This is a genomic window from Acinetobacter shaoyimingii, assembly GCF_011578045.1.
Lineage (GTDB): Bacteria > Pseudomonadota > Gammaproteobacteria > Pseudomonadales > Moraxellaceae > Acinetobacter > Acinetobacter shaoyimingii.
This window is the reverse complement of record NZ_CP049801.1, coordinates 2,977,745-3,002,609: the sequence shown is the minus strand read 5'-3', so window position 1 is coordinate 3,002,609 and position 24,865 is coordinate 2,977,745. Positions and strand designations below refer to the sequence as shown.

Genomic DNA, 24,865 nt, shown 5'->3' with positions numbered 1-24,865 from the left:
TTGCTTATACAATTCGCGGTGAAAATTAAATATAAAATGTAATCACATTATTTTAAGACAGGTTGCTCAGCCAGTTGTGGTGGTGAAACTTCAACATTTTGTGGATTTACTGGAATTACAACTTGCGGAGGCGTTTGTTCGACCACAGTTGGAGTATTTTGATTTTCAACTACTGCAGGCTGATTTTGATTTTCAACATTATTGACGGGTGTGGCAGCAGTAGAGCTATCACCTCTATAACCATACGTTTTTACAGTGGTTCGTTTTTTTGCAGATTTAGGTGGCGGTGTTTTGCTGTAGTGTGTAGTGCCTTTGCTGTCTACCCATTTGTAATATTCAGCCGCTACAACAGAAGTTGAATTTAGAGTGAAAACAGATAACACAGTTATTCCCACTAACAATTTAAAATTAAATATTTTATGAATCATGGCTATTACCCTAAATATACTCAATCAATTTTAGAAGATAATCGTTGTTTTTGTATGTTGAAATTTCTAAAGTCGATATCTGTTCGTTGTTGATTGTATTTTAATCTAGTTGAGTGTGTTGTGAATATTTCTTTTGTAAATTTATAATCTTATAAGTCATTGAAATATTTTTTATAATTTATAAAATAAAAAGTTATAGATTGCAAATCGTGCGCTTGGTAAATAATCAATAAAAAACACGATGGAAACCTTGACTTTGATCGCCAAAATAACTAAAAATGCAGCACTAGTTTTATATGTTTTATTCGATCACCCTTCGAATAAAGTTCATAGCTTGCAATAACGTTTTCTCTAAGCCGAGAAAATGAATTCGCTGAAATATGTTTATCCCAACATATTGATTATGCAGATACAGCTCAAACGGCTGTGGACCTAAATATTTTTTTATTGCAGCAAAAACCAGTAAATATGTGTGCTATAACAGTGCATACAATCAATGAATGAATCACGATTTATGTCTCCCATAACGTCGTGGAATAAAGATTAGGGTGAATACGTTGGAACTTTTATCTGGTGGTGAAATGCTTGTTCGTGCTTTAGCGGACGAAGGCGTTGAACATGTTTTTGGATATCCAGGCGGCGCAGTTTTACATATTTACGACGCGCTATTTAAACAAGATAAAATCAATCATTACCTCGTACGTCATGAGCAAGCTGCTGGTCATATGGCAGATGCATACTCACGTGTGACAGGTAAAACTGGTGTCGTACTCGTGACATCAGGTCCAGGTGCAACAAATACAGTCACACCAATTGCAACTGCCTATATGGACTCAATCCCAATGGTGATTTTGTCAGGTCAGGTGGCAACACATTTAATTGGTGAAGACGCATTCCAAGAAACCGATATGGTCGGTGTATCACGTCCTATCGTTAAACACAGTTTCCAAGTGCGTCATGCAAGTGAAATTCCTGCAATTATTAAAAAAGCATTTTATATTGCATCATCAGGTCGTCCAGGTCCTGTAGTTGTCGATATTCCAAAAGACGCGACAAACCCAGCTGAAAAATTTGCATACGAATATCCTGAAAAAGTAAAAATGCGCTCGTATCAACCACCGCATCGTGGTCATACAGGACAAATTCGTAAAGCAATTGATGAGTTGTTGAATGCTAAACGCCCAGTGATTTATACGGGTGGTGGTGTTGTTCAAGGTAATGCATCTGAATTATTGACAGAACTTGCACATCTTTTGAACTTCCCAGTGACCAATACGCTTATGGGCTTAGGTGCTTTCCCAGGAAATGATGAGCAATTCATTGGCATGTTGGGTATGCATGGTACATATGAAGCCAATATGACTATGGCCAATGCTGATGTGATTTTGGCAATTGGTGCACGTTTCGATGACCGTGTAACCAATAACCCAGCAAAATTCTGTCCAAATGCGAAAGTCATTCATATTGACATTGACCCTGCGACCATTTCAAAAACGATTATGGCGCACATCCCAATTGTGGGTGCAGTTGAGCCTGTACTTCAAGAGATGTTGGTCCAATTGAAACAGCTCAATGTTTCTAAACCAAATCCTGAAGCAATTGCAGCTTGGTGGTCACAAATCAATGAATGGCGTAAAGTTCATGGCTTACGTTATGAAGCTGGTGTCGATGGTGTGATGAAGCCACAACAAGTGGTTCAAGCATTGGATAAAATTACCAATAGCCAAGCGATTATTACCTCAGACGTTGGGCAGCATCAAATGTTTGGTGCGTTGTATTACAAATATACGCGTCCTCGTCAATGGATTAACTCAGGTGGTTTGGGCACCATGGGTGTGGGCTTGCCATACGCAATGGCTGCAAAACTTGCATTCCCAGATCAACAAGTGGTGTGTATTACCGGTGAAGCATCGATTCAGATGTGTATCCAAGAACTTTCAACATGTAAGCAATATGGCTTAAATGTAAAAATTCTCTGCTTAAATAACCGTGCTTTGGGTATGGTGAAACAATGGCAGGATATGAATTACGAAGGTCGTCATTCAAGCTCTTATGTTGATTCATTGCCAGATTTTGCAAAATTAATGGAAGCTTACGGTCACGTAGGTATTCAAATTGATCATGCAGATGAGTTGGAATCAAAACTTGCTGAAGCAATGGCAATCAACGATAAATGCGTATTCATTAACGTCATGGTTGATCGTAGTGAGCACGTTTATCCAATGCTTATCGCAGGTCAATCGATGCAAGATATGTGGTTAGCAAAAGGGGAGCGCACATAATGAGACATATTATTTCTGTACTCGTTGAAAACGAAGCTGGTGCGCTTTCACGTTTGGTGGGTTTATTTTCTCAACGTGGTTATAACATTGAGACTTTAAACGTAGCGCCAACTGAAGATTCGACCATGTCGCGTTTGACATTGACGACTTATGGTGATGACCACAAGATTGAACAAATTACCAAGCAACTGAACAAATTGGTTGAAGTGGTGAAAGTGGTTGATCTGTCTGAAGGTGCGCACATTGAGCGTGAATTGATGCTGATTAAAGTCAAAGCATTGGGTTCTGCTCGTGCTGAAATCAAGCGTACTGCTGATATTTTCCGTGGTTCGATTGTGGATGTCACACCAACGACGTATACGATTCAAATTGCAGGTACAACTGAAAAGATTGATGGTTTTATTGATGCTTTGGCAGAAAATACCATCCTTGAGGTTGTTCGTTCAGGCGTGTCAGGTATTGCACGCGGCGAAAAAGTTTTAACACTTTAATATTTTAATTTAGGTATTCTTCCTTTCGATAAGAAAGGATTTGCTGGCATGAATATTATAAAAATCATGACAGCAAATAAAAGGACACATGCATTTTAGCGGAGACAGCAATGCAAATTTTTTACGATAAAGACACAGATATTTCTATCATCCAAGGCAAAAAAGTAGCGATCATTGGTTACGGTTCACAAGGTCACGCTCATGCGCTTAACCTTAAAGATTCAGGCGTTGACGTAACTGTTGGTTTACGTGCTGGTTCTGCTTCTTGGAAAAAAGCTGAAAATGCTGGTCTTAAAGTGTCTGAAGTGCCTGCTGCTGTAGCTCAAGCTGACTTAGTAATGATCTTGACTCCAGATGAGTTTCAAGCTCAACTTTACCGTGATGTAATCGAGCCAAACATCAAGCAAGGTGCGACTTTAGCATTTGCTCACGGTTTCTCAATTCTTTATAACCAAGTTGTGCCACGTAAAGACTTAGACGTGATCATGGTTGCGCCAAAAGCTCCTGGTCATACTGTACGTTCAGAATTCCAACGTGGTTCAGGTGTTCCTGACTTAATCGCAATTCATCAAGATGCTTCTGGTAATGCACGTAACGTTGCGCTTTCTTATGCTTCAGGCGTAGGTGGTGGTCGTACGGGTATCATCGAAACTTCTTTCCGTGAAGAAACTGAAACTGACTTATTTGGTGAGCAAGCAGTTCTTTGTGGTGGTGCTGTTGAATTGGTGAAAATGGGCTTCGAAACTTTGGTTGAAGCTGGTTATGCACCTGAAATGGCTTACTTCGAATGTTTACATGAGTTAAAACTTATCGTTGACTTGATGTTCGAAGGTGGTATCGCGGACATGAACTACTCAGTATCTAACAACGCTGAATACGGCGAATATGTGACTGGTACTGAAGTAATCAATGAACAATCTCGTGAAGCAATGCGTAATGCGCTTAAACGTATTCAATCTGGTGAATATGCGAAGATGTTCATCCAAGAAGGTGCGTTGAACTACCCATCTATGACGGCTCGTCGTCGTCAAAACGCTGCTCACGGTATCGAAGTAACAGGTAACAAGTTACGTGCGATGATGCCTTGGATTCAAGCAAACAAAATCGTTGATAAAGAGAAAAACTAATTTCTCGGATCATTTGATTTGATGTGAAACCCACTCATTTTGAGTGGGTTTTTTATTAAGTATTACGCACCTTAAAGATGGCAAAGCGTTGCTCTTTATTCAGAACAGTGTTCTGAGTTTGATATATCACGGATTTAAGCAAACAAAATCGTTGATAAAATCCAAAATGGTCTTCTTAGCTAACTGATTTTTATGTTATAAAAATTGTATAAGTTAATCTTTTATAAAAATTGTATAAGTTAATCTTTAATGAGGAAATAAGTGACAGCACCTTTAACTGTAGAGCAAAAAAACAAATTACAGATTCTTGAGCCAAAGCTAGAAAAAGCTATTTTTGAAAAAAATATAAAATTTGCAAGAGAGCTTGTGGTTGATATCCAAAATGTTTTACGACCAACAGGACATTATATTAGGCTTATTCAGGCTAAAAATAAATTTTGTGAATTGGCGATAGAAATGGCTGAATTTGATTCAATTAAACAAATTTTAGAATCAAACATAAAGGTTGTTAATTCCAATACTAGGGTTTATATCGAGACAATTTCTTTACTTGCTATTTATTATCTTCGTATTAAAGATGTGCAAAAAGCAAAAGAATATATTAAAGAAGTACTTCAAAATCATACAGTAATCAAAACTCAAAGGACTCGAAATATCTTTCATAGCGAAATTATAGAAAGGTTTAATCAGGAAGTAGCATTAGCAACATTAACTGGTTTTAATGAGTTTGGCATTGATCAAGATGATGTAGAACGTGAGGCGATTAGAATAATTCAAACTCTTAGCAATGATGAAATATATGAGCAAATAGGTAAATATTCACCTCAATCAACAAAAGATATGATTTATACAGTACATGATTACTCTCTTAAACAACTTCCTTATACTCAAAGAATAATGTTACCAAGCCCAACTCAAAAAATTGATGACAAAGAAGTTGGTGTAACAATATATGAGGCTGTAAAAAGAGTTTTATATAATTCTATGTGTAATCCCGAAAGTGAAATTTATAAAGCATGGTTTACAAATGGTTTAACAGTTTTTTTAGATAAAAAATATATTTTAACGACTGTTATTAGTTCTTTAACGACTTTAGGCTTCGGTGTAACAATGATTGTGCCATCTTTAGTGGCTTTAATTACTAAATTTGGTATTGAAGTTTATTGCGAGAAAAATAAACCTTTATATATTTCCCAAATAAGGAAAATTTGATATTGCAATAAATTAGTAGCTTCTAAAATTCTAAAAGGAAATCATCTATATTGTACTGACGCTATGATAGAGTATTCACAATAAATTTTTACGCGTAATCAGTGATGAATATTAAAATTCTATTTTCTATTGCTGCCTTCAGTCTTCCAACGCTCAGCTTTGCAAAAAATGTAGTGACAGCAACTACATCTGCAAACCCATTGAAACCGTTGAATAACGTCCGTGTTTCCATGCAACGCATGATGAAATCAACAGAAGGGCGTTATTTCCTCAGCCTTTATGCAGGTATAGCTAAACCACATGCGACCATGTATGACTTGGTGCAGTTAAAGACAACTGAGTTTCGTGGAACGCAAAAGGGCAACCAAATCAATCTAAACTCAGTGAGTTTAGAGGCTGCTACTGACCCTTATGAAGCCAAACAATTGTCAGGTGTTCTCAACGTTAATACAGGTATTCTGCAAGGCACACTTGTTACGCCACAAAACCCAACAGGCAGTGCAATTTTATTTGAGCCTGCATTTAAAGTCGTAAATAAACCGCTATTTACCTTTAAATTTTATGGCGTGAAAGCAGATACTGCAGTACAAGAGCAACTGCTTACTCGTGTCGATGTGATCAATAAAACCAACAATACTGTGGCACAAACACTGACAGGTTTTTCCGCTTATCCAGGCAGTATTGGATATATGGATATTAACTTTGACGGTTATTATGATGTGATTTTGTCAGATCTATCACGTGATAGAAAAATTGAAGATAAACGCTATATTTACTGGATGTACAATCCAAAAACGAAGCAGTTCCAACGTTCTCCACAGTTAGAAAAACTAGTCGGATTACCTGTTTTACATGGTGAAAAAAAGCAGATCGATTATGGTAATGGACAACTTTATCAAGTCGAAAATGGTTTGTTGAATCGAGTGAATCCGACCGAATAAAACAGAATGAGAAACATTGATGTTAAGTATTGAGTTCATCAATGTGTCATCAAAACATCATTAAAGCGTCATTAAAAACATCTAGACTCAGCATTGGGCTAGGTGTTTTTTTATGCTTTAGATAAAACACATGAGGTAAAACAATAAAAATTGCAACATGCTGAACTTGAAAAAGGAGTAAGCAGATGAACATTAAAAATACAAAAACAAAAATACTCGCGCTGGATTTAAAAGGTTGTTTGTACTTAAACCAATGGTCACATCATCAACATATTTTGATCTTTTTTAAAGCTGTAAGCCGCTTAGGCGATCGATGGTTTTGGTACGTTATGTTGATTTGGGTCTGGATGATTCAAGGCTGGTCCTATACGCCGTCGATTCTTTATATTTTATTCGGTGGATTGACAGGTACGTGTATTTATAAGGGACTGAAGCATCGTACAACACGACCAAGACCTTATCAGGTGCATCAAGTGATTCAATTGGGTGAGCGACCTTTAGATCATTTTAGTTTTCCATCAGGACATACTTTACATGCAGTCATGGCAAGTATTGTTTTAGGTTTTATACAGCCGTTGTTACTGGTGTTGATGTTGCCCTTTAGTATATGCGTCGCAATATCTCGAATGGTTCTGGGTTTACATTATCCAAGTGATGTTATTGTCGGTGCGATCATTGGGAGTTTGCTTGGATTCTTCATTATTTATTTAGCACCATTTTTTTCGATCAGTTTATAGTTTATTAACTGCTGAGAACGCACTCTTCGGTATTCACTCATTGAATTTTAATTTAACATTTCTCTGTTCTAATAATTAGATAGGTTAAATGGATTTTAAGTGAAAAAACGATTGAGTATGATGCTTTTGGCACTAGGTTTGGCGGCTTGCCAAGATTCCAGCAAAATTGAAAAAACCAATGAAATAGAAAATAAAAAAGCGCAATCAGATTCACAAAATGATGTTGTTTTTAAGCAGGATTATGCCGTTCCACAAGAAATGCAAGAGACTCCAATCTATGAAATGGGCGAGCTCATTAAAAATCTGATGTTAGATGAAAAGCAGACGCAATATAGCTGGGATCAGTTAGCCAATGATGAGCATATTCAATGGCAAACTGTTGGATATACCGAACAGTTTAATACGCATACCAATAGTACCATCACTCGACGCGAAGGTTTGGTTCGTGTTCATGTACTAGGTGATCGTGTCGCTATTTTACGCGAGCGCAAGTATGAAGCGCCTTGGGAAATCAATTATTATGGTGCAGAAGCAAAATGGGGTGTGACCTCAATTGACTTAAATCCAACAGGCGATTTTCAAGAATTTCCAGATCCAATTCCATCTTTAAAAAAACAAAAAATCTCTGTCAATAAAATGTGTGAGCAGAAGTATTTGGGCGATCAAACCACTGTTTATTTGTTGAAAGCAAATAATAAACAAGATATCTATTTTGTTGATCAAATCAGTACAGGCTCTGCGGGTAGTTCTCGTTGGTTGTCATTGAGTATGCAAGACAAGTCGACCGAGTGGTGTCCAGAGAGTAATGCACCATCAGACTTGGAAGCGACACCGAGCATTTAAAGATTTTGAAGCGATTCAGATTAAAAAATGACAAAGGTGTTGAAAATAATGCAGATGAACTGAAATTTGTTAAAGTATAATCATCAATCGGTAAATATTAGGAATGGCTATGGGCTTACGTTGGACTGATACGCTAGATATCGCGCTTGATCTTTTAGAGGCGCATCCTGATGTAGATCCACAATGGATTCGTTTTACAGATTTACATGCTTGGGTTTGTGCATTGCCAAACTTTAGCGATGATCCAAACAAGTCAACTGAAGGCCTATTGGAAGGCATTCAAATGGCTTGGATTGATGAAGCAAAGTAATTGTTCTATCGAAAAAATATTTTTTTTACATATCAAAAGCGGAAAGTCGTGCATTATTCGGTATAATGCGCCAAAATTTTTCGTGTCAATTTGACTTAAGGAGCCAATCATGGCTATTGAACGTACTTTATCTATCGTTAAACCAGATGCTGTTGGTAAAAACCACATTGGTGACATCTTTGCTCGTTTCGAAAAAGCTGGTCTTAAAATCGTTGCGACTAAAATGAAACACCTTTCTAAAGCTGAAGCTGAAGGTTTCTATGCTGAACATAAAGAACGTGGTTTCTTTGGTGATTTAGTTGCTTTCATGACTTCTGGTCCAGTTGTTGTTTCAGTTCTTGAAGGCGAAAATGCAGTTCTTGCTCACCGTGAAATTCTTGGTGCGACAAACCCTAAAGAAGCTGCTCCTGGTACAATCCGTGCAGATTTCGCTGTAAGCATCGATGAAAACGCTGCTCACGGTTCTGATTCTGTAGCATCTGCTGATCGTGAAGTGAACTACTTCTTCGCTCAAACTGAGATTGCTCCACGTACTCGTTAATTCGCAGTATTCAAACCAGATAAGTGTTATACTACTTATCTGGTTTTTTTATTTTCGTTATTTTTTATTGCTCGATTATTGAGCGGTTTTGTTTTAAGTCAGTTCTTTCGTCCCACGACATGGTTTAGGTAATGCTCATGAATTCTGAAGTTGTCGCTTCATCCGTAAATCTAGATGAACAACAGCCATCATCAACATCTGTAAAGGCTGAAACTGTTCAGAAAGTAAATTTACTTGGCATGTCACGTCCGCAAATGGAAAAATTCTTCGAAGAAATGGGGGAGAAGAAATTCCGTGCAGGACAGGTGATGAAATGGATTCATCAATACTTCGTCACTGACTTTGCTGAAATGACCAATATTTCAGGTAAGTTACGTGAAAAATTAGAAAAAATGTGTGAGATTTCTGCGCCAGAAGTCGTACATCGTAACTATTCAAAAGATGGTACACGTAAGTGGGTATTCCGTGTCGGTGAAGGTGCTGGTTCATTGGTTGAAACTGTATTGATTCCAGCCGATGATAAAACGGGTGCACGTAAAACCTTATGTATTTCATCGCAAGTCGGTTGTGCTTTGGATTGTTCATTTTGCTCAACAGGTAAACAAGGCTTCCAGCGAGATTTGACTCAAGCAGAAATCATTGGTCAGCTGTGGATGGCGAACTTCTCTTATATGGAAGAAGTGCCTGTTGCCGATCGTGAGCGCTCGGTCACCAATGTGGTGATGATGGGTATGGGCGAGCCTCTACTTAACTATGACGCAGTACTTAATTCAATGCGCATTATGCTAGATGACTTTGCATATGGGATGTCTAAACGCCGTGTAACGCTGTCAACCTCAGGTGTCGTACCGAAGATTGATCAGTTGGTGAAAGACATTGATGTGGCATTAGCAATTTCATTACATGCGCCAAATGATGAGCTTCGTAATGAACTTGTGCCCATCAACAAAAAGTATCCATTAGAACAACTGATTGCTGCTTGTCAGCGTTATATTGCCAAAGATGGTAATGAAAGTTCACGTAAGCACGTCACAATTGAATATGTCATGTTAGATGGTGTAAATGATCATCCTGAACATGCACAGCAAATGATTAAGTTACTTAAAAATTTACCAAGTAAAATTAATCTCATTCCATTTAATCCATTTCCGCACGCACCTTATGGTCGTTCGAGTCGTAACCGTATTATTTCTTTCCAAAAAACTTTGTCTGATGCAGGATTTGTGTGTACGATTCGTCAGACACGTGGTGATGATATTGATGCGGCATGTGGTCAACTTGTGGGGCAAGTTGCCGATCGTACTCGTCGTGCAGAACAATGGAAGAAAAAAGTCGAAGAACGTAATGTAATTATGCGTTCAGAAGGCTAAATTACATAATAAGGGGGCAGGCATTGAGAACACCTATGTATAAAAAAACAATCGTATGCGCTGCGATGTGTTTGTCTGCATTGGTTGTACAAGGATGTCAGACAACGGGTAGTTCAGCAGCATTTGTAAAAAAAGATCCTGAAAAAGCGGTGAAAGTCCGTACACAAATGGCAGCTGAATATATACGCACTGGCAACTTAGATGCGGCAAAACGAGTGCTTGATCAAGCGCTTGAAACAGACTCTAAAGATTCAAGTGCCAATATGATGATGGGCGTACTTTTGCAACAAGAAGGCAGCGATGCTAATTTGCAAAAAGCCGATGGTTATTTTACCCGTGCAATCGCATCAGATCCGAAAAATGCGCAGGCGAGAAACAATTACGGCACGTATTTGTATCAAATGCAGCGATATAATGAAGCAGTTCAACAGTTAAATGTGGCTGGTTCTACCCTCGGATATGAACAACGCGCACGCGCGCTGGAAAATTTGGGACTGACCTATTTAAAATTGGGGCAAGTTGCGAATGCTGAAAAAACGTTCAAACAAGCGTTGCAAGTGAATCGTGATTCTACCATTTCAATGTTAGAGTTATCTGAGATTTTATATGAGCAACAAAACGTCGTTGTAGCACGTCAACTCTATGAACAATATGTCCGTATAGTTGGTCAGAAAAATCAAGGTGCAAGAGCACTTTGGGTGGGTATCCGTGTTGCTCGTGCCAATCAAGATCAGTTGGGAATGCAAGTTTTAGTCAATCAACTTCGTGCATTGTTCCCAGATAGTCTAGAATATCAACGTTATTTGAAATTACAGTACACTACTGAGGCCGTATGGAAGTAAATCCAAATTCACAGCAACCTACTGGTTCAAGCGTAGTACCTAATGCTTTAGGAAATGTTCAGCGCCCTGGTGAATATTTGCGTCAGAACCGTATTAAACAAGCTCGTGAACTCAAAGACGTTGCAGCCGATTTAAAGATGCCGATAAAAACTTTAGAGGCATTGGAGCAAGATGACTATAAGTCATTGCCACAAGCGACTTTTATCAAAGGATATTATCGTACCTATGCGAAATATCTCAAAGTCGATGCGAGTGCGATCATTCAGCGTTTTGATGAGATTTATGAAAATGACACGGGCTTAGTGCCAAATCATGCCTTGAACAATTCTCCAATTAAATTTATGGGAAAATTGCCAGGTTCAAATAGTGACCGTAATCGTAAGTGGCTCAAGCGTATATTGATTGCCATGGCGGTAATTACTGCATTGTGGCTTGTAGTGATGTTGGTTCAGAAGTGGACTTCTAAAGGCAGTAATAATCAAGCGCATACACAAAATAACGAAGTTCAAGTTTTAACCTTGGATAATGGTCATGATTCGACAGCAGGAAATATGCATGCGCCAGTATCAGGTGATGTGATGGTGCTGAATTTCAGTCATCCGACATCTGTACATATTGTTGACAGTACTGGCAAAGTGTTGGCAACGGGGCGTCAAGCTTCAACATTGAATTTAAATGGTGAATCACCATTTGAAATTCGTTTGGATGATGCAACAGCTGTCACATTAAGTCTGAATAATGAGTCAATTTCATTGTCACCATATACGGTGAACGGAAAAGCTCAATTCCGTTTATCGCGTTAATTAGATTGAGTCGAGCGGTATAATGATTGTAAATCCGATTAAACGTCGTCCGACACGTAAAATTCGTGTCGGTTCTGTCTATGTAGGTGGTGATGCACCCATCAGCATTCAAAGTATGACCAATACTGAAACATGCGACGTAGATGCGACTGTGGCACAAATTCAACGCTGTGCAGATGCAGGTGTTGATATCATGCGTGTTTCCGTCCCTACGATGGAAGCTGCTGCGGCGTTTGGTGAAATTCGAAAGCGTGTATCTGTTCCTCTGGTGGCAGATATTCATTTCGATTACAAGATTGCATTAGCAGTGGCAGATTTTGGGGCAGACTGTTTACGGATTAACCCAGGTAATATTGGTTCTGAGGCAAAAATCCGTGAAGTGGTTGCAGCAGCAAAACATCATGACATTTCGATGCGTATTGGTGTAAATGCTGGCTCGCTCGAAAAAGATATTCAGAAAAAATATGGTGAGCCAACAGGTGAGGCATTGCTTGAATCTGCTATGCGCCATATTGATATTTTAGACCGCTTAGATTTTCAAGAATTTAAAGTGTCTGTAAAAGCATCCAATGTATTTTTAACCATGGATGCTTATCGTTTGTTGTCAAAACAAATTGATAACCCATTACACTTGGGTGTGACTGAAGCGGGTATTTATCGTACAGGTACAGTGAAATCTGCAATTGCCCTAGGTGGTTTGTTGATGGAAGGTATAGGCGATACCATGCGTATTTCGCTCGCTGCTCAGCCTGAAGATGAAGTGAAGATCGGTTTTGATATTTTAAAATCATTGGGTCTTCGTTCCAATGGGATTAACTTCATTGCTTGTCCAAGCTGTTCGCGTCAAGAATTTAACGTGATTTCAGTCATGCAAGCATTGGAAGAGCGTCTTGAAGATATTCGTACACCAATGGATGTATCGGTCATTGGCTGTAAGGTGAACGGTCCAGGTGAAGCCAAAGAGGCTGACATTGGCGTTGTAGGTGCAAGCCCACGTTCATTGGTATACCGAAATGGTGAAAAAAGCCATTTAATTGATACAAATCAGTTGGTTGATGAAATCGAATCTATGGTTCGTCAACGTGTAATAGAGCTTGAAGAAGCTAAATCTAAAGAGATCATTCGTAGTTCATCATGAGTTCAATTGTCGCAATCAAAGGTTTTAATGACATTCTTCCAACGCAAACACCTGCGTGGAGACGTCTAGAGCAACATTTAGCATCATTAATGGATGCTTATGGCTACCAACAAATCCGTCTGCCGATTGTCGAACAAACAAATTTGTTCAAACGTTCAATTGGTGATGCAACGGATATCGTTGAAAAAGAAATGTACACTTTCTTTGATAAAGGTAATCCACCTGAATCATTGACTTTGCGTCCTGAAGGGACAGCAGGCTGTGTGCGTGCCATGCTTGAACACAATATGCTTCGTAGTGCAACACCACGTGTATGGTACGTGGGGCCAATGTTCCGCTATGAGAAACCGCAAAAAGGACGTTATCGTCAATTCCATCAGTTTGGTGTAGAAACCTTTGGTGTTGCGACACCAGATATGGATGCCGAATTGATTTTGATGACGGCACGTTTGTGGAAACGCATGGGTGTTGCTGACAAGGTTCAACTTGAGTTGAATACTTTGGGAGAATCTGATGAACGTGCTGAATACCGTAATGCTTTGGTTGAGTTCTTAACGCAACATAAAGATGAGTTGGACGAAGATTCACAGCGCCGTTTAAGTACCAACCCGCTTCGTATCTTAGATTCTAAAGATGCGAGAACTCAGCAAATTCTTGAAAATGCACCGAAATTGCATGATTTTATGCAACAAGATACTATGGATCACTTTGCAGCATTACAACAGTATTTAACAGATGCTGGTGTTAAGTTTGTGATCAACCAAAAGTTGGTACGTGGACTGGATTACTACAATAAAACTGTATTTGAATGGACGACTACGCATTTAGGTTCTCAAGGAACGGTATGTGCAGGTGGTCGCTATGACGGTTTAGTTGGTCAGTTAAAAGGTAAGCCAGAACAATCTGTTCCAGCCGTGGGTTTTGCCATGGGTATGGAACGTTTATTGCTGTTATTGGAACAAGTTGAAGACAATACAGTGGTACGTGATTGTGAAGTATTCTTGTTGGCTGATCCGAGTATGCAAGGTAAAGCATTGGTGCTTGCAGAGCAAATTCGTAATCAACTTGAATCAGAGAATAGCTCAATTCGTTTGAAAGTCGGATCACAAGGTTCGATGAAATCACAAATGAAGAAAGCGGATCAATCTGGTGCTTTGTATGCGGTTATTTTAGGTGAGCGTGAGTGGGAAACACAGCAATTGTCAGTGAAAACATTGGCAACAGCGGAACAAACTCAAGTTTCAGTTAATGAGATCGTACCGTTTTTTATTGAAAAATTTTCTTTAAAATAATCCATAAACGCTAATTAAAAAAGGTAGTCAAATGAGTGCACTGACTGATGAAGAGCAACTTGATAGTTTGAAATCATTTTCCAAAAAATATGGTTCTGCCATGGTCAGTGGTGTCCTTGTTGCATTGATTGCCTTTTTTGGTTGGAATTACTGGCAGAAGAAGCAAAGCACTGAAAGCCAAGTTGCAACAGCGAAGTTGCAAGTCTTTTTAGAAGAAGCGCGTGCATCTTCAACTGATCCAAAACTTGAATCTGTGGTTGCATCTTCCGCTGAGAAATTGGTGAAAGATAATCCAGATACGATTCAAGCACTGCATGCTCAGTTTGTGATGGCAAAATTGGCTTTTGATAAGCAAGATTATGCCAAAGCTGAACGTGAATTGAAAAAAGTAGAAAACACCAAAATTAAAGATGAAGGCTTACAGCAGATTGTTAAAATTCGTGTTGCTGATGCTCAGCTTGCACAGAAAAAATTTGATGAAGCAATTAAAACCTTAAGTGGGGTTACTTCACCTGCATTTAAAACAACTGTAGAAGAAATGCGTGGTGACATTTATGTTGCTAAAAATGATACAGAAAATGCAAAAAAAGCATATTTGAATGCTTGGAATAATTTAATTGAAAGTAAGCAAGAGCGCCAAATCTTACAAATTAAACTCGAAAGTGTTGGCGTATTAGTTGATGATCCTGAAATTGAAAGACCAATTTTAGCAACAAAAATGGATGAGTCTTAATGGATAGAAAGTATAAAGTATCTTTTGCCTTGGCAGTGCTAACATTAGCGATGTCTGGCTGTTCAATCTTTAATAAAAGCAGCAAAACTGAAGTGATTAAACCAAATCCACTTCCTAAAATTGAACAAACAACAAGTTTAGCTCAAGTTTTTTCGCAGAAAGTGTCTGCAACCAGCGCTGAAGATCCTTTACGCCTCAGAATAGATGCAGATAATGATTCACTGTTTACTTTAGATCCGAAAGGGGAAGTGGCAGCATATCGCGGGAATCAAAAAGTTTGGCAAACTCAGGTGAGTAAGCAAGGCTTAAGTTCTGGTGTAGAAGCAGCTGAAGGCCTCGTAATTGTGGGTAACAAGAAAGGCCAACTCTTTGCGCTGGATCAGTCTACTGGTGCAATCAAATGGACAGCACAATTGTCAGGAGCATTGATTAGTTCTGCATTGGTGCAAAATGGTCGTGTTATTGTGGTTGCAAACGATGGTACTACTTATGGTTTTGACAGTGCTTCTGGTCAACAAGTTTGGACATATAAACTGCCTGCTGAAACGTTAAGCCTACGTGGTCAAGCGTCTCCTGTATCCATTGATTCCCGCACAGTTTTACTCGCGTCTTCCAACGCATATATTTATGCGGTCGATAGTTTATCTGGTGTTTTACGTATGCAACTGCGTGTTGCAGTGAGTGATGGTCGTTCTGATATTCAAAAATTGATTGATATTGACGGTGAACCAGCTGTGTCTGGAAAATTTGTGGTGACCACAAGTTATCAAGGGCAAGTGACTGTTGTCGATCTTTCTGTTCAACGTGTTATTTGGAGTGTGGATGCAAGCAGCATCAACCGTCCTGAAATTTCAGCGCGCCAAGTTTTTGTTGCTGAAGATGGTGGTAAAATCGTCTCTTACGATTTGTTAACCGGTCAAAAGCTTTGGGAAAATGACCAGTTACTCAACCGTAAATTGAGTAATCCTGTGATTTTGGGTCAAAATCTTGTTGTAGGCGATCTAGAAGGCGTTCTACATCTGATTGATCCAAGCTCAGGAACGATTGTTGGGCGTGCAAAAAGTTCAGGTGAAGTCCGTACTTTACGTGTAATTGATAATCAACTTTTTGCAGCAACACGTACTGGTGCACTTAGCATTTGGCAGAATCGTTAATTTTAGCGTCACCTTATGTTAAACTAACAGCCATATCTTAATTTTTCGCCTCGGGGTTCTTGATCATTCAGACCCCGAGGTTTTTATTCAGGTGTTTACCTCAATCTTCCACATGTTTCTGATGTTCAGGCCAATTGTTTTGGCTGATCTTGTAAAAAGGTAATCTATGAAACCCGTTATTGCGCTCATTGGTCGTCCGAACGTCGGAAAATCAACGTTGTTCAACCAGATTACAAAAAGTCGTGACGCTTTAGTTGCTGACTTTGCCGGTCTTACGCGCGACCGTAAATATGGTGATGCTGTATTTCAAAATAAATCCTTTATTGTTGTCGATACTGGGGGTATTGGTGAAAATGAAGGTGGTATCGACTCATACATGGCGGAACAGTCAAAAACTGCCATTAATGAAGCAGATATCATTATTTTTGTTGTTGATGCACGTGCTGGTCTTTTGGCTTCAGATGAGCAAATTGCCCGTGAATTACGTACATTAGGTAAAAAAGTTTACTTGGTTGCCAATAAAGTTGATGGTGTGCATGCAGAAGCGGCACTTGTCGAGTTTTTTAAACTGGGTATGGGCGAGCCAATGCAAGTGGCTGCAAGCCATGGTCGTGGTGTGGCTCAAATGCTTGAGGATGTTCTGGAAGATGTTCCAGAAGATGAAAATCCTGATGAGCATGATAAAGCGACAGGCTTACGTTTAGCGATTATCGGTCGTCCTAATGTAGGTAAGTCAACACTAGTGAACCGTTTGCTAGGTGAAGATCGTGTTGTTGCTTTTGACCAACCAGGTACAACACGTGATTCGATTTACATTCCGTTTGAACGTGATGGTCGTCAATACACCTTAATTGATACTGCAGGTGTACGTCGTAAAGGTAAAGTGGATGAAATGATTGAGAAATTCTCAATCGTGAAAACACTACAAGCAATTAAAGATGCACACGTGATTGTGGTTGTGTTAGATGCACGTGAAGGTGTAGTAGAACAAGATTTACATTTGATTGGTTATGCATTAGAAGCTGGTCGTGCCATGGTGATCGCCATTAACAAATGGGATAACATGACCGAATATGACCGTAAACAATGTAAATTAGATGTTGAACGTCGTTTTGATTTTATTCCTTGGGCGAAAGTTCACTTAATTTCAGCACTGCATGGTACTGGTGTGGGTGAAATGTACCCATCAATTCATCGTGCATATGATTCTTCACATTTGAAAGTTTCTCCTGCAAAAATCACACAGATTTTAAGTGATGCTGTAGAAGCTCATGCACCTCCGATGGTTTCAGGCCGTCGTATTAAAATGCGTTATGCGCATATGGGTGGACAAAATCCACCAACGATCGTGATTCATGGTAACAAAGTAGATAAAACCCCAGCGGATTATCGTCGTTACTTAGAAAACGTGTTCCGTAAAGTATATAAACTCGAAGGTACACCAGTTCGCATTGAATTTAAGACATCTGAAAACCCATTTGAAGGTCGTAAAACTCAAATCGATGAGCGTGTGGCTGCACGTAAACGTCGTTATGTTCAGAAATTTAAGAAAGCTGAAAAGAAATTTAAACGTTAATTCTTTCTCAGTTGGATTGAAGAAAAGCCCAGAGTGATCTTTGGGCTTTTTTATTGTATCTTTTTTATTTTAAAATGAATGCCTCATCCAATTTTGATGCGGCTCATAAGGAAGATTATGGAGCGTAAAATACGTATTGATATCGCTCAACTTGATCACATTGTAGCGCCTTCAACCTCATCAGACCGAAAGGTTCAAATTCAGTTGCGTAAAGAGTCCATCTATCTTTATCGTAATCAGCAACTTTCAAAACGTTTAAATACTCACATTTCAAATCATGACTTTGATCAAACATCTTTTGGAAAGCCATTTTTAAAGTCGCATTCGGCTTTTCAATTTAATCATAGTCATAGTCAAAATTATTATGCACTAGCAACATCAGACCGAGTGCAAGATCTTGGTGTAGATGTTGAAGATTTAGACCGAAAAATTCGCTTTGAGTCCTTGGCAGCACATGCTTTTCATCCCAACGAATTACAAAAATGGCAGGACTTAGGTCAAGATGTAGAATATTGGTTTAAAGTATGGACCACTAAAGAGGCTGTTTTGAAAGCCAGTGGATTAGGTATTCGATTAAGCCTCAATACTTTAGATACTCAAGTTGACGCCATTCAAGATGGGGGAATATGCCAACATCCAGAATTGGGCGTATTTGCTTATCAAAATTTCAATTTAGCGCATTGTATGTTAACCGTCGCTTGGCGTTCCGAACTTTCCTGTAAGGGTTTTGCATTTCCTCGGATTGAAGTTATTCAGCATTAGATAATGCTATTACAAAAAAAAGCTCATCCGAAGATGAGCTTTTTTAAGTAGTGAAGGGAATTAGTGAGGAATTTCTTCTTCTTCAAATTCAGGCTTCACTTGAACAATAAAGTCTTGACGGTTTAGACCACGCCACAATGCAAATGCAGTACCGATATAAATCGAAGAATAGGTACCCACAAATACACCAATGAACATCGCAATCGAGAACCAGTGCAGACCGTCACCGCCTAAGAACATCATCGCTACAACAACCAATAATAAAGTCATAGAGGTATGAATAGTACGACGCAGTGTTTCAGTCAGAGAAATATCCACGACTTCGCGCGGTGTTGCACCACGAATCTTGCGGAAATTCTCACGGATACGGTCAGAAACCACGATGTTATCGTTAAGCGAGAAGCCAAGTAATGCCAAAATTGCTGCCAAAACTGTGAGGTCAAATGGCCATTGCATCATAGCAAAAACACCGACAGTTACGAGCACGTCATGGAACAGTGACAATACAGCGCCGAGTGCCAATTTAAACTCAAAGCGAATGGTCACATAAATCAACATGAGTAACAGTGCTAAAGCAACTGCACCTGCAGAACGGACATAGAGTTCATTACCGACTTGCCCACCAACAACATCAACTTTATGCACTTCAGCCTGATTATTAGGCAATTGCACAGCACTAGTAATGGCCTTGGTTAAGTCTTCTGCTTCAATGTTTTCTTGTACAGGCATACGCACAAGAAGGTCTTTATTACTGCCGAGAGTTTGCACCATGGCATCTTCAAAGCCAGCTTTTTCTAAAGATTTGATTACTTCAGTTTGGTTAGCAGGTTGACTGTAATTCAGTTCTGCCGATACACCACCTGTAAAATCAAGTCCAAGGTTTAAGCCTTTGGTGCAAATAAAGAAAATACTCGCCAAAGTCAAAATGATTGAGATGATTGCCGCTGGTTTGGCAATCTTCATAAAGTCAATAATGCGCTCGTCGTCTGGACGACCGTATTTTTTTGAGTTGTCTGGTTTTGGACTTTCTTGTTGAGTCATATCAGTCATCATAGATCTCCTTAAATGCTCAACTTTTTCAAGTTCTTGCGCTTACCATAAATGATTTGTACGATTGCACGCGTCACAGTAATTGCAGTAAACATTGAACAAATAATACCAATCATCAATGTCACGGCGAAGCCCTTAATTGGACCTGTACCAATGGCAAATAGAATGAATGCCACCAAGAATGTGGTTAAGTTGGAGTCGAGAATGGTGTTATATGCTCGATCATAACCAGCGATTATGGCCTGTTTAGGTGAAGCCCCCCAACGCATTTCTTCCCGTATACGCTCGCAGATCAGTACGTTGGCGTCCACGGCCATACCAATGGTGATAACGATACCTGCAATACCAGGGAGGGTGAGGGAAGCGCCAATCCAAGACATGACTGTAAGAATCATGGCTAAGTTAAACACCAGTGCAAAATTAGCAATTAAACCGAACACTCGGAAGAACACCACCATCCAGATTGCAACCAGTAAGAAACCGATTTGAGTCGACAATACGCCTTTATCGATATTTTCTTGACCGAGACTTGGACCAATCACGCGTTCTTCAACGAAATACATAGGTGCAGCTAAAGCACCTGCACGTAACATCAATGCAAGTTCTGATGCTTCTTGAGGTGAATCAAGACCCGTAATACGGAATGATGAACCCAGTACAGCTTGTACCGTTGCAGCATTAATCACAACAGATTCTGTATAAGGCGTACGTACTTCTGTTTGGGCGCCAGTTGCAGGATCATTCACATAGCTAATACGTTGTTTATTTTCGATAAACAACACCGCCATGCGCTTACCTACAGCATTGCGTGTAGCATCAGCCATCAGCTTACCGCCAGCTGAGTCTAACGTAATGTTAACTTCAGCGCCGCCACTGTCTTGACTAAAGCCTGATGACGCATTTTGTACACGTTCACCCGTTAAAATACGGTTGCGGTTAAGCAGTAGTTCACGTCCACTATCGAGTGATTCAAATGCGAACAGCTCAGTACCAGGCGGTAATGGCTGACCACTTGATTTTCCAGTGTAACGATCGATGTATTGGTCATTGAGGTCAGATACGAGACGGAATTCTAAGTTTGCTGTACGACCTAAGACACGTTTTGCTTCGGCTGTATCTTGTACACCAGGAAGCTCTACTACAATACGGTTGCTACCTTGGCTTTGAACCATGGCTTCTGCCACACCTAACTCATTAATACGATTACGTAGAGTCGTTAAGTTTTGGTCCAATGCGTAGGATTGAATTTCTTGCTTAGTGGTATCGTTATAAGTCAATTTCAGGGTAGAACCTGAATCTGTCGCTAACGCTTGTTGTGTATATTTATTGCCGTTACGACGAATGACATCCATTGCTGTAGAACGGTCGTCATTGTTCGCAAATTGAATCGTGATATTGTTGTTATTCACAGTCAAGCTGTTGAATTTAACTTTGTTTTCACGTAATTCACGACGTAAATCAGTTGCAGAGGTTTCAAGACGTTGCGCAATGGCTTTGTCCATGTCAATTTCAAGTAAGAAATGGACACCACCACGTAAGTCCAAACCAAGTTTCATTGGTTTAGCGCCAATTTTTTGCAACCATTCAGGTGTTGTTGGTGCAAGATTGAGTGCGACTACATAGCCATCACCCAAACCTTGTCGAAGTGCTTCTTTTGCTTTTAATTGCGCATCGGTAGAACTTAAACGGAGTAGGGCTGCATTATTGGTAAAACTATTGTCGTGTGTCGCAATATTTTCGCTTTTTAATATTTGCTCTGCTTTTTGTATTACTGTCTCATCAATTTGAGTCCCTGCTTTTGCACCAGAAATTTGGACAGCAGGTTCGTCAGGATACAAACTTGGCAGTGCGTATAATGTACTGATTATAAGAACAAAAATAATCAGTATATATTTCCATGCTGGGTAACGCATTTGCTTTCTTCTTAAAATGAAAAAGCCGTGCGACTGCACGACTATTTTTATGATTAAAGGTTATCTAGAGTGCCTTCTGGAAGCACCGAGATTACACTTGCACGTTGAATTTTAACGACATTGCCACGGTTTAATTCGACAACAGCGAAATCACCTTCAAGTTTAGTAATGCGTCCCATTAAGCCGCCAGCAAATACAATTTCACTGCCTACACCTAAGCTTTCTACAAGTGTACGATGTTCTTTAGAACGTTTCGCTTGTGGACGCCAAATCAGGAAGTAAAAAATTGCGATAAATACAGCAATCATCAATAAGTTAGCGACTAGGCTTGGCTGCTGCGCCGCACCCTCTGCTGCGTGTGCAGTCGAAATAAAAAGGCTCATTACAATTTCCTAAAAAATGTCAAAGACATGATAATAAATTAGCTAGTTCTGCAATTTACATGGTCTTTTTCTTCAGTGCAAATGCTGATGAATTAATCTTGTGGGCAAGGAGGAACTTCAAGACCACGTCGTGCATAAAAATCTGCGACGAATTCATCAAAAGTGCCATTATCTAATGCATTACGAATATCTTCAGTAAAGCGTTGGTAATAACGTAAGTTGTGAATGGTTCCGAGCATAGAACCGAGCATTTCACCGCACTTCTCCAAATGGAACAGATAAGCTCGAGTGAAATTGGTACAAGTATAACAGTCACAATGCGGGTCTAAAGGACTCTGGTCATGACGATATTTAGCATTACGAATACGCACCAAACCATCGGTTACGAAATAATGACCGTTGCGTGCATTTCGTGTTGGCATCACGCAGTCGAACATATCGACACCACGACGAATACCTTCAACAATATCTTCAGGCTTACCGACACCCATTAAATAACGTGGTTTATCTTCAGGCATTTTTGCAGGAAGATAATCCAGCACTTTAATCATTTCTTCTTTGGGTTCACCCACAGATAAACCACCAATAGCATAACCATCGAAACCGACTTCAAGTAATCCGTTTAAAGATTCGTCACGCAGGTCTTCGTACATCCCGCCTTGAATGATTCCAAATAATGCATTCTTGTTTTTCAACACATCATGATGTTGAGTTTTGCAACGTTTTGCCCAACGCAATGAAAGTTGCAATGACTTCTGTGCTTCTTCGTGTGTTGCAGGGTAAGGCGTACATTCATCAAAAATCATCACGATGTCAGAATTCAATGTATGTTGAATATCCATTGAAATTTCTGGTGACAAGAAAACTTTTGAACCATCAATAGGAGAGCGGAAGGTCACACCATCTTCTTTAATTTTACGCATAGCACCCAAGCTAAATACTTGGAAGCCGCCTGAATCGGTTAAGATTGGTTTGTTCCATTTCATGAAGCCATGTAGACCACCATGTTCACGGATGACATCTAAACCTGGACGTAAATAGAGATGGAAGGTGTTCCCTAAAATGATTTGAGCTTTAATGTCTTCAATATCACGAGGCAACATACCTTTTACAGTGCCATAAGTCCCCACAGGCATAAAGACAGGTGTTTCAACCACGCCATGTTCTAATGTCAAACGACCACGACGCGCACGACCAGACTGGCCAAGCTTTTCAAACTTCATAAAATATCCAAATCGATGCGAAAAAACAGTTCGCTGATTGTGTGTGCTAAAACGGTCTATTTTCTCCGATTTTGAGAATGAAAGCCAGTCATCTTATTTTTGCCCCGCAATTAAAAAAAGCGAACCTCAGTTCGCTTTGTATGATGTTACATCCCTTAGATTGTGGTAGAAAAGCCATTGTAGTGCTGCTTCTACACCGCCTCATGCATATAAAAACGTTGAATCCGCTCTAGAATTTCAGACTTGGTGAGCGGTGGATGGTGATCATCCATTGTTGCAATATCTTGAATGAGGCATTGAATGTCCTGATTTAAGTCCAAAAAATATGGGTCACGAATCAATAGCTGTGCCTGATAGGAAATGCCTAACTCGACACTGGATGTAATTTTTAATAATTGTCTTAAATCAATCAGAACATCTTTATCTTGCTGGCTGAGTTTATGATTTAAATTATTTTTTTCTTTAAATAAAACAATAGATCGTAAGTCTGCAATGGCCTCAAAAACTGTCGCAGAAGTATTGTTGAGGTGTTTAATGGACTGAACAGTAAATTCTTCATTTCCTGTTTGATGAACAATAAACAGAATATCATCTTCATCAAGCATGTATTTATACATAATATTTTGTCGAGCATCATGCATCGCTTGTAAGTAGAAACTGGTTAAATCATCATAAAACTCATTCTTGAATTTTAAGTTAGTGATAATCAGGCGAGATTGCTGAATATAGTCAGAAATTTTGCGGCTGAATAAATTTAATTCTTGAAGATGAATACTTTGATATTTCCATTTATCAATATGCCATTGTTGGGTATCTGCAAGATACTGAAAACGATTTTCTTCTTGATTTAAAAGACTTTTATTTGTTGATACAGTGGTATATAGCGGAAGCATTCGCTCATCTAACACTAAAGCAAAAGCATAGATACTTTGTTCAGCATATTTGCTATACAGCGCTTCAAACTCATTGACGATAATTTTTTCAAGTGTCGATAAATATTCAGCATGGTCTTTTTTTAAATCAAACATCATTCAATCCCCAATTGAATCAATGAAACATTTATGTTTTATCTTTTATAAGCTGTATCCATATTGCAATTTTATATCTTCATTCTTTTACGATTTAAAAATTTGGTTTGTATTCAAAGTTCTTTTCCACAACACCATCTGAAAAAGGTTCGATGATTTTTTTCGACAAAGTTATGGCATTCACTAAATTATTTGGAAAAACTTCAATATTGTTATTAAAAACTTCCACATTGCGATTAAAGATTGTGATCGCAGCACCTACATTTTCATTTTGTTGTTGGATTTCACTCATCATCTGGGTATAGAGTTTGTCAGATTGTAGCTCAGGATAATTTTCTACAACGACATTTAAACTTTTGATCAGTTCTTTATTGAGCTGTTCAATTTTTTGTAATTGCAAAACATCGGTATTGTTAATATCCAATGTTAAAATTTGTTGACGTAATCGCGTCACATTTTCTAAAGTTGATTTTTCAAATTGGGTATATTGTTGCAAAGTTTCTTCTAAAGCTTCTAAGGTTTTGACTTTTTGACGTTCAAAATTGGCTACTTCAGCCCATGAGCGTTTGGTGGCATTAAAAAAGCGTACGATATTATTTCGCACCAGAATACCCCAGATTAAAATAATCACAAAAATTAAGATAAAAATGATAATACCCATGTGTCATTCCTGATTTTTTTGATAT

The 24,865-nt window shown here is 39.1% G+C and carries 25 protein-coding genes; 18 read left to right on the top strand and 7 right to left on the bottom strand.

The features are described 5' to 3' along the window. Positions 1 to 47 precede the first annotated feature (47 nt). Positions 48 to 383, bottom strand: coding sequence for a DUF4124 domain-containing protein (locus G8E00_RS13550; protein ID WP_227591373.1), 336 nt, complete (start codon positions 381 to 383; stop codon positions 48 to 50). A gap of 602 nt (positions 384 to 985) precedes the next feature. Here G8E00_RS13550 and G8E00_RS13545 point away from each other — a divergent pair. The 18 genes from G8E00_RS13545 to G8E00_RS13460 all read left to right on the top strand — a co-directional run bounded on the left by G8E00_RS13545 (position 986) and on the right by G8E00_RS13460 (position 18,582). Continuing rightward, positions 986 to 2,710 carry an acetolactate synthase 3 large subunit gene (locus G8E00_RS13545; protein WP_166225413.1) on the top strand — a complete coding sequence of 575 codons (1,725 nt, stop codon included), beginning with the start codon at positions 986 to 988 and terminating at the stop codon, positions 2,708 to 2,710. Beyond that, entirely contained in the window at positions 2,710 to 3,201 is a 492-nt protein-coding gene (gene ilvN / locus G8E00_RS13540) for an acetolactate synthase small subunit (protein ID WP_166012147.1), read from the top strand. The genes G8E00_RS13545 and ilvN overlap by 1 nt, the downstream gene beginning before the upstream one ends. Before the next feature lie 110 nt (positions 3,202 to 3,311). Next, on the top strand, positions 3,312 to 4,328 hold the full coding sequence (ilvC, locus tag G8E00_RS13535; protein WP_166012146.1) for a ketol-acid reductoisomerase: 1,017 nt from the start codon (positions 3,312 to 3,314) through the stop codon (positions 4,326 to 4,328). A gap of 261 nt (positions 4,329 to 4,589) precedes the next feature. Then, the gene (locus G8E00_RS13530) at positions 4,590 to 5,540 is read left to right on the top strand and encodes a hypothetical protein (RefSeq protein ID WP_166225411.1); all 951 of its coding nucleotides are present in this window, start codon (positions 4,590 to 4,592) and stop codon (positions 5,538 to 5,540) included. A gap of 104 nt (positions 5,541 to 5,644) precedes the next feature. After that, complete coding sequence (locus G8E00_RS13525) at positions 5,645 to 6,481, top strand: XAC2610-related protein (RefSeq protein ID WP_166225409.1); 837 nt, start codon at positions 5,645 to 5,647, stop codon at positions 6,479 to 6,481. Between the two features lie 185 nt (positions 6,482 to 6,666). Beyond that, entirely contained in the window at positions 6,667 to 7,218 is a 552-nt protein-coding gene (locus tag G8E00_RS13520) for a phosphatase PAP2 family protein (RefSeq protein ID WP_166012143.1), read from the top strand. 99 nt (positions 7,219 to 7,317) lie between these two features. After that, positions 7,318 to 8,061 carry a hypothetical protein gene (locus G8E00_RS13515; RefSeq protein ID WP_166225407.1) on the top strand — a complete coding sequence of 248 codons (744 nt, stop codon included), beginning with the start codon at positions 7,318 to 7,320 and terminating at the stop codon, positions 8,059 to 8,061. Positions 8,062 to 8,170: 109 nt separating this feature from the next. Further along, entirely contained in the window at positions 8,171 to 8,371 is a 201-nt protein-coding gene (iscX, locus tag G8E00_RS13510) for a Fe-S cluster assembly protein IscX (RefSeq protein WP_166012141.1), read from the top strand. A gap of 109 nt (positions 8,372 to 8,480) precedes the next feature. Then, positions 8,481 to 8,912: a nucleoside-diphosphate kinase gene (gene ndk / locus G8E00_RS13505; protein ID WP_166012140.1), complete on the top strand. Its 432-nt coding sequence runs from the start codon at positions 8,481 to 8,483 to the stop codon at positions 8,910 to 8,912. Positions 8,913 to 9,049: 137 nt separating this feature from the next. After that, on the top strand, positions 9,050 to 10,282 hold the full coding sequence (gene rlmN / locus G8E00_RS13500) for a 23S rRNA (adenine(2503)-C(2))-methyltransferase RlmN (protein WP_166225404.1): 1,233 nt from the start codon (positions 9,050 to 9,052) through the stop codon (positions 10,280 to 10,282). Between the two features lie 35 nt (positions 10,283 to 10,317). Next, the gene (pilW, locus tag G8E00_RS13495) at positions 10,318 to 11,124 is read left to right on the top strand and encodes a type IV pilus biogenesis/stability protein PilW (protein WP_166225402.1); all 807 of its coding nucleotides are present in this window, start codon (positions 10,318 to 10,320) and stop codon (positions 11,122 to 11,124) included. Then, positions 11,115 to 11,927, top strand: coding sequence for a helix-turn-helix domain-containing protein (locus tag G8E00_RS13490; RefSeq protein ID WP_166225399.1), 813 nt, complete (start codon positions 11,115 to 11,117; stop codon positions 11,925 to 11,927). Before pilW ends, G8E00_RS13490 begins: the two co-directional genes overlap by 10 nt. Positions 11,928 to 11,949: 22 nt before the next feature. Next, positions 11,950 to 13,065 carry a flavodoxin-dependent (E)-4-hydroxy-3-methylbut-2-enyl-diphosphate synthase gene (gene ispG, locus G8E00_RS13485; protein WP_166012136.1) on the top strand — a complete coding sequence of 372 codons (1,116 nt, stop codon included), beginning with the start codon at positions 11,950 to 11,952 and terminating at the stop codon, positions 13,063 to 13,065. Next, positions 13,062 to 14,357 carry a histidine--tRNA ligase gene (gene hisS, locus G8E00_RS13480; protein ID WP_166225397.1) on the top strand — a complete coding sequence of 432 codons (1,296 nt, stop codon included), beginning with the start codon at positions 13,062 to 13,064 and terminating at the stop codon, positions 14,355 to 14,357. The genes ispG and hisS overlap by 4 nt, the downstream gene beginning before the upstream one ends. 31 nt (positions 14,358 to 14,388) lie before the next feature. Then, positions 14,389 to 15,090 (top strand): YfgM family protein, encoded by a 702-nt coding sequence (locus G8E00_RS13475; protein ID WP_166225395.1) that lies wholly within the window; start codon positions 14,389 to 14,391, stop codon positions 15,088 to 15,090. Then, positions 15,090 to 16,244, top strand: coding sequence for an outer membrane protein assembly factor BamB (bamB, locus tag G8E00_RS13470; RefSeq protein ID WP_166225392.1), 1,155 nt, complete (start codon positions 15,090 to 15,092; stop codon positions 16,242 to 16,244). The genes G8E00_RS13475 and bamB overlap by 1 nt, the downstream gene beginning before the upstream one ends. Positions 16,245 to 16,410: 166 nt before the next feature. Next, positions 16,411 to 17,820, top strand: coding sequence for a ribosome biogenesis GTPase Der (gene der / locus G8E00_RS13465; protein WP_166012132.1), 1,410 nt, complete (start codon positions 16,411 to 16,413; stop codon positions 17,818 to 17,820). Positions 17,821 to 17,937: 117 nt separating this feature from the next. Beyond that, a complete protein-coding gene (locus G8E00_RS13460) occupies positions 17,938 to 18,582 on the top strand; it encodes a 4'-phosphopantetheinyl transferase family protein (protein WP_166225389.1) in 645 nt (214 codons plus the stop codon). Between the two features lie 60 nt (positions 18,583 to 18,642). Here G8E00_RS13460 and secF read toward each other — a convergent pair whose 3' ends face one another. From secF to G8E00_RS13430, 6 genes are all read right to left on the bottom strand, one after another. Then, positions 18,643 to 19,635 (bottom strand): protein translocase subunit SecF, encoded by a 993-nt coding sequence (gene secF / locus G8E00_RS13455; RefSeq protein WP_166225386.1) that lies wholly within the window; start codon positions 19,633 to 19,635, stop codon positions 18,643 to 18,645. Between the two features lie 8 nt (positions 19,636 to 19,643). Beyond that, positions 19,644 to 21,545: a protein translocase subunit SecD gene (gene secD, locus G8E00_RS13450; RefSeq protein WP_166225383.1), complete on the bottom strand. Its 1,902-nt coding sequence runs from the start codon at positions 21,543 to 21,545 to the stop codon at positions 19,644 to 19,646. A 53-nt stretch (positions 21,546 to 21,598) separates the two neighbouring features. After that, complete coding sequence (gene yajC / locus G8E00_RS13445; protein ID WP_166012128.1) at positions 21,599 to 21,928, bottom strand: preprotein translocase subunit YajC; 330 nt, start codon at positions 21,926 to 21,928, stop codon at positions 21,599 to 21,601. A gap of 92 nt (positions 21,929 to 22,020) precedes the next feature. Next, complete coding sequence (gene tgt, locus G8E00_RS13440; RefSeq protein ID WP_166012127.1) at positions 22,021 to 23,151, bottom strand: tRNA guanosine(34) transglycosylase Tgt; 1,131 nt, start codon at positions 23,149 to 23,151, stop codon at positions 22,021 to 22,023. A gap of 191 nt (positions 23,152 to 23,342) precedes the next feature. After that, positions 23,343 to 24,179 (bottom strand): DUF4303 domain-containing protein, encoded by an 837-nt coding sequence (locus G8E00_RS13435; protein WP_166225380.1) that lies wholly within the window; start codon positions 24,177 to 24,179, stop codon positions 23,343 to 23,345. A 94-nt stretch (positions 24,180 to 24,273) separates the two neighbouring features. Beyond that, positions 24,274 to 24,840, bottom strand: coding sequence for a LemA family protein (locus G8E00_RS13430; protein WP_166225377.1), 567 nt, complete (start codon positions 24,838 to 24,840; stop codon positions 24,274 to 24,276). Positions 24,841 to 24,865 lie beyond the last annotated feature (25 nt).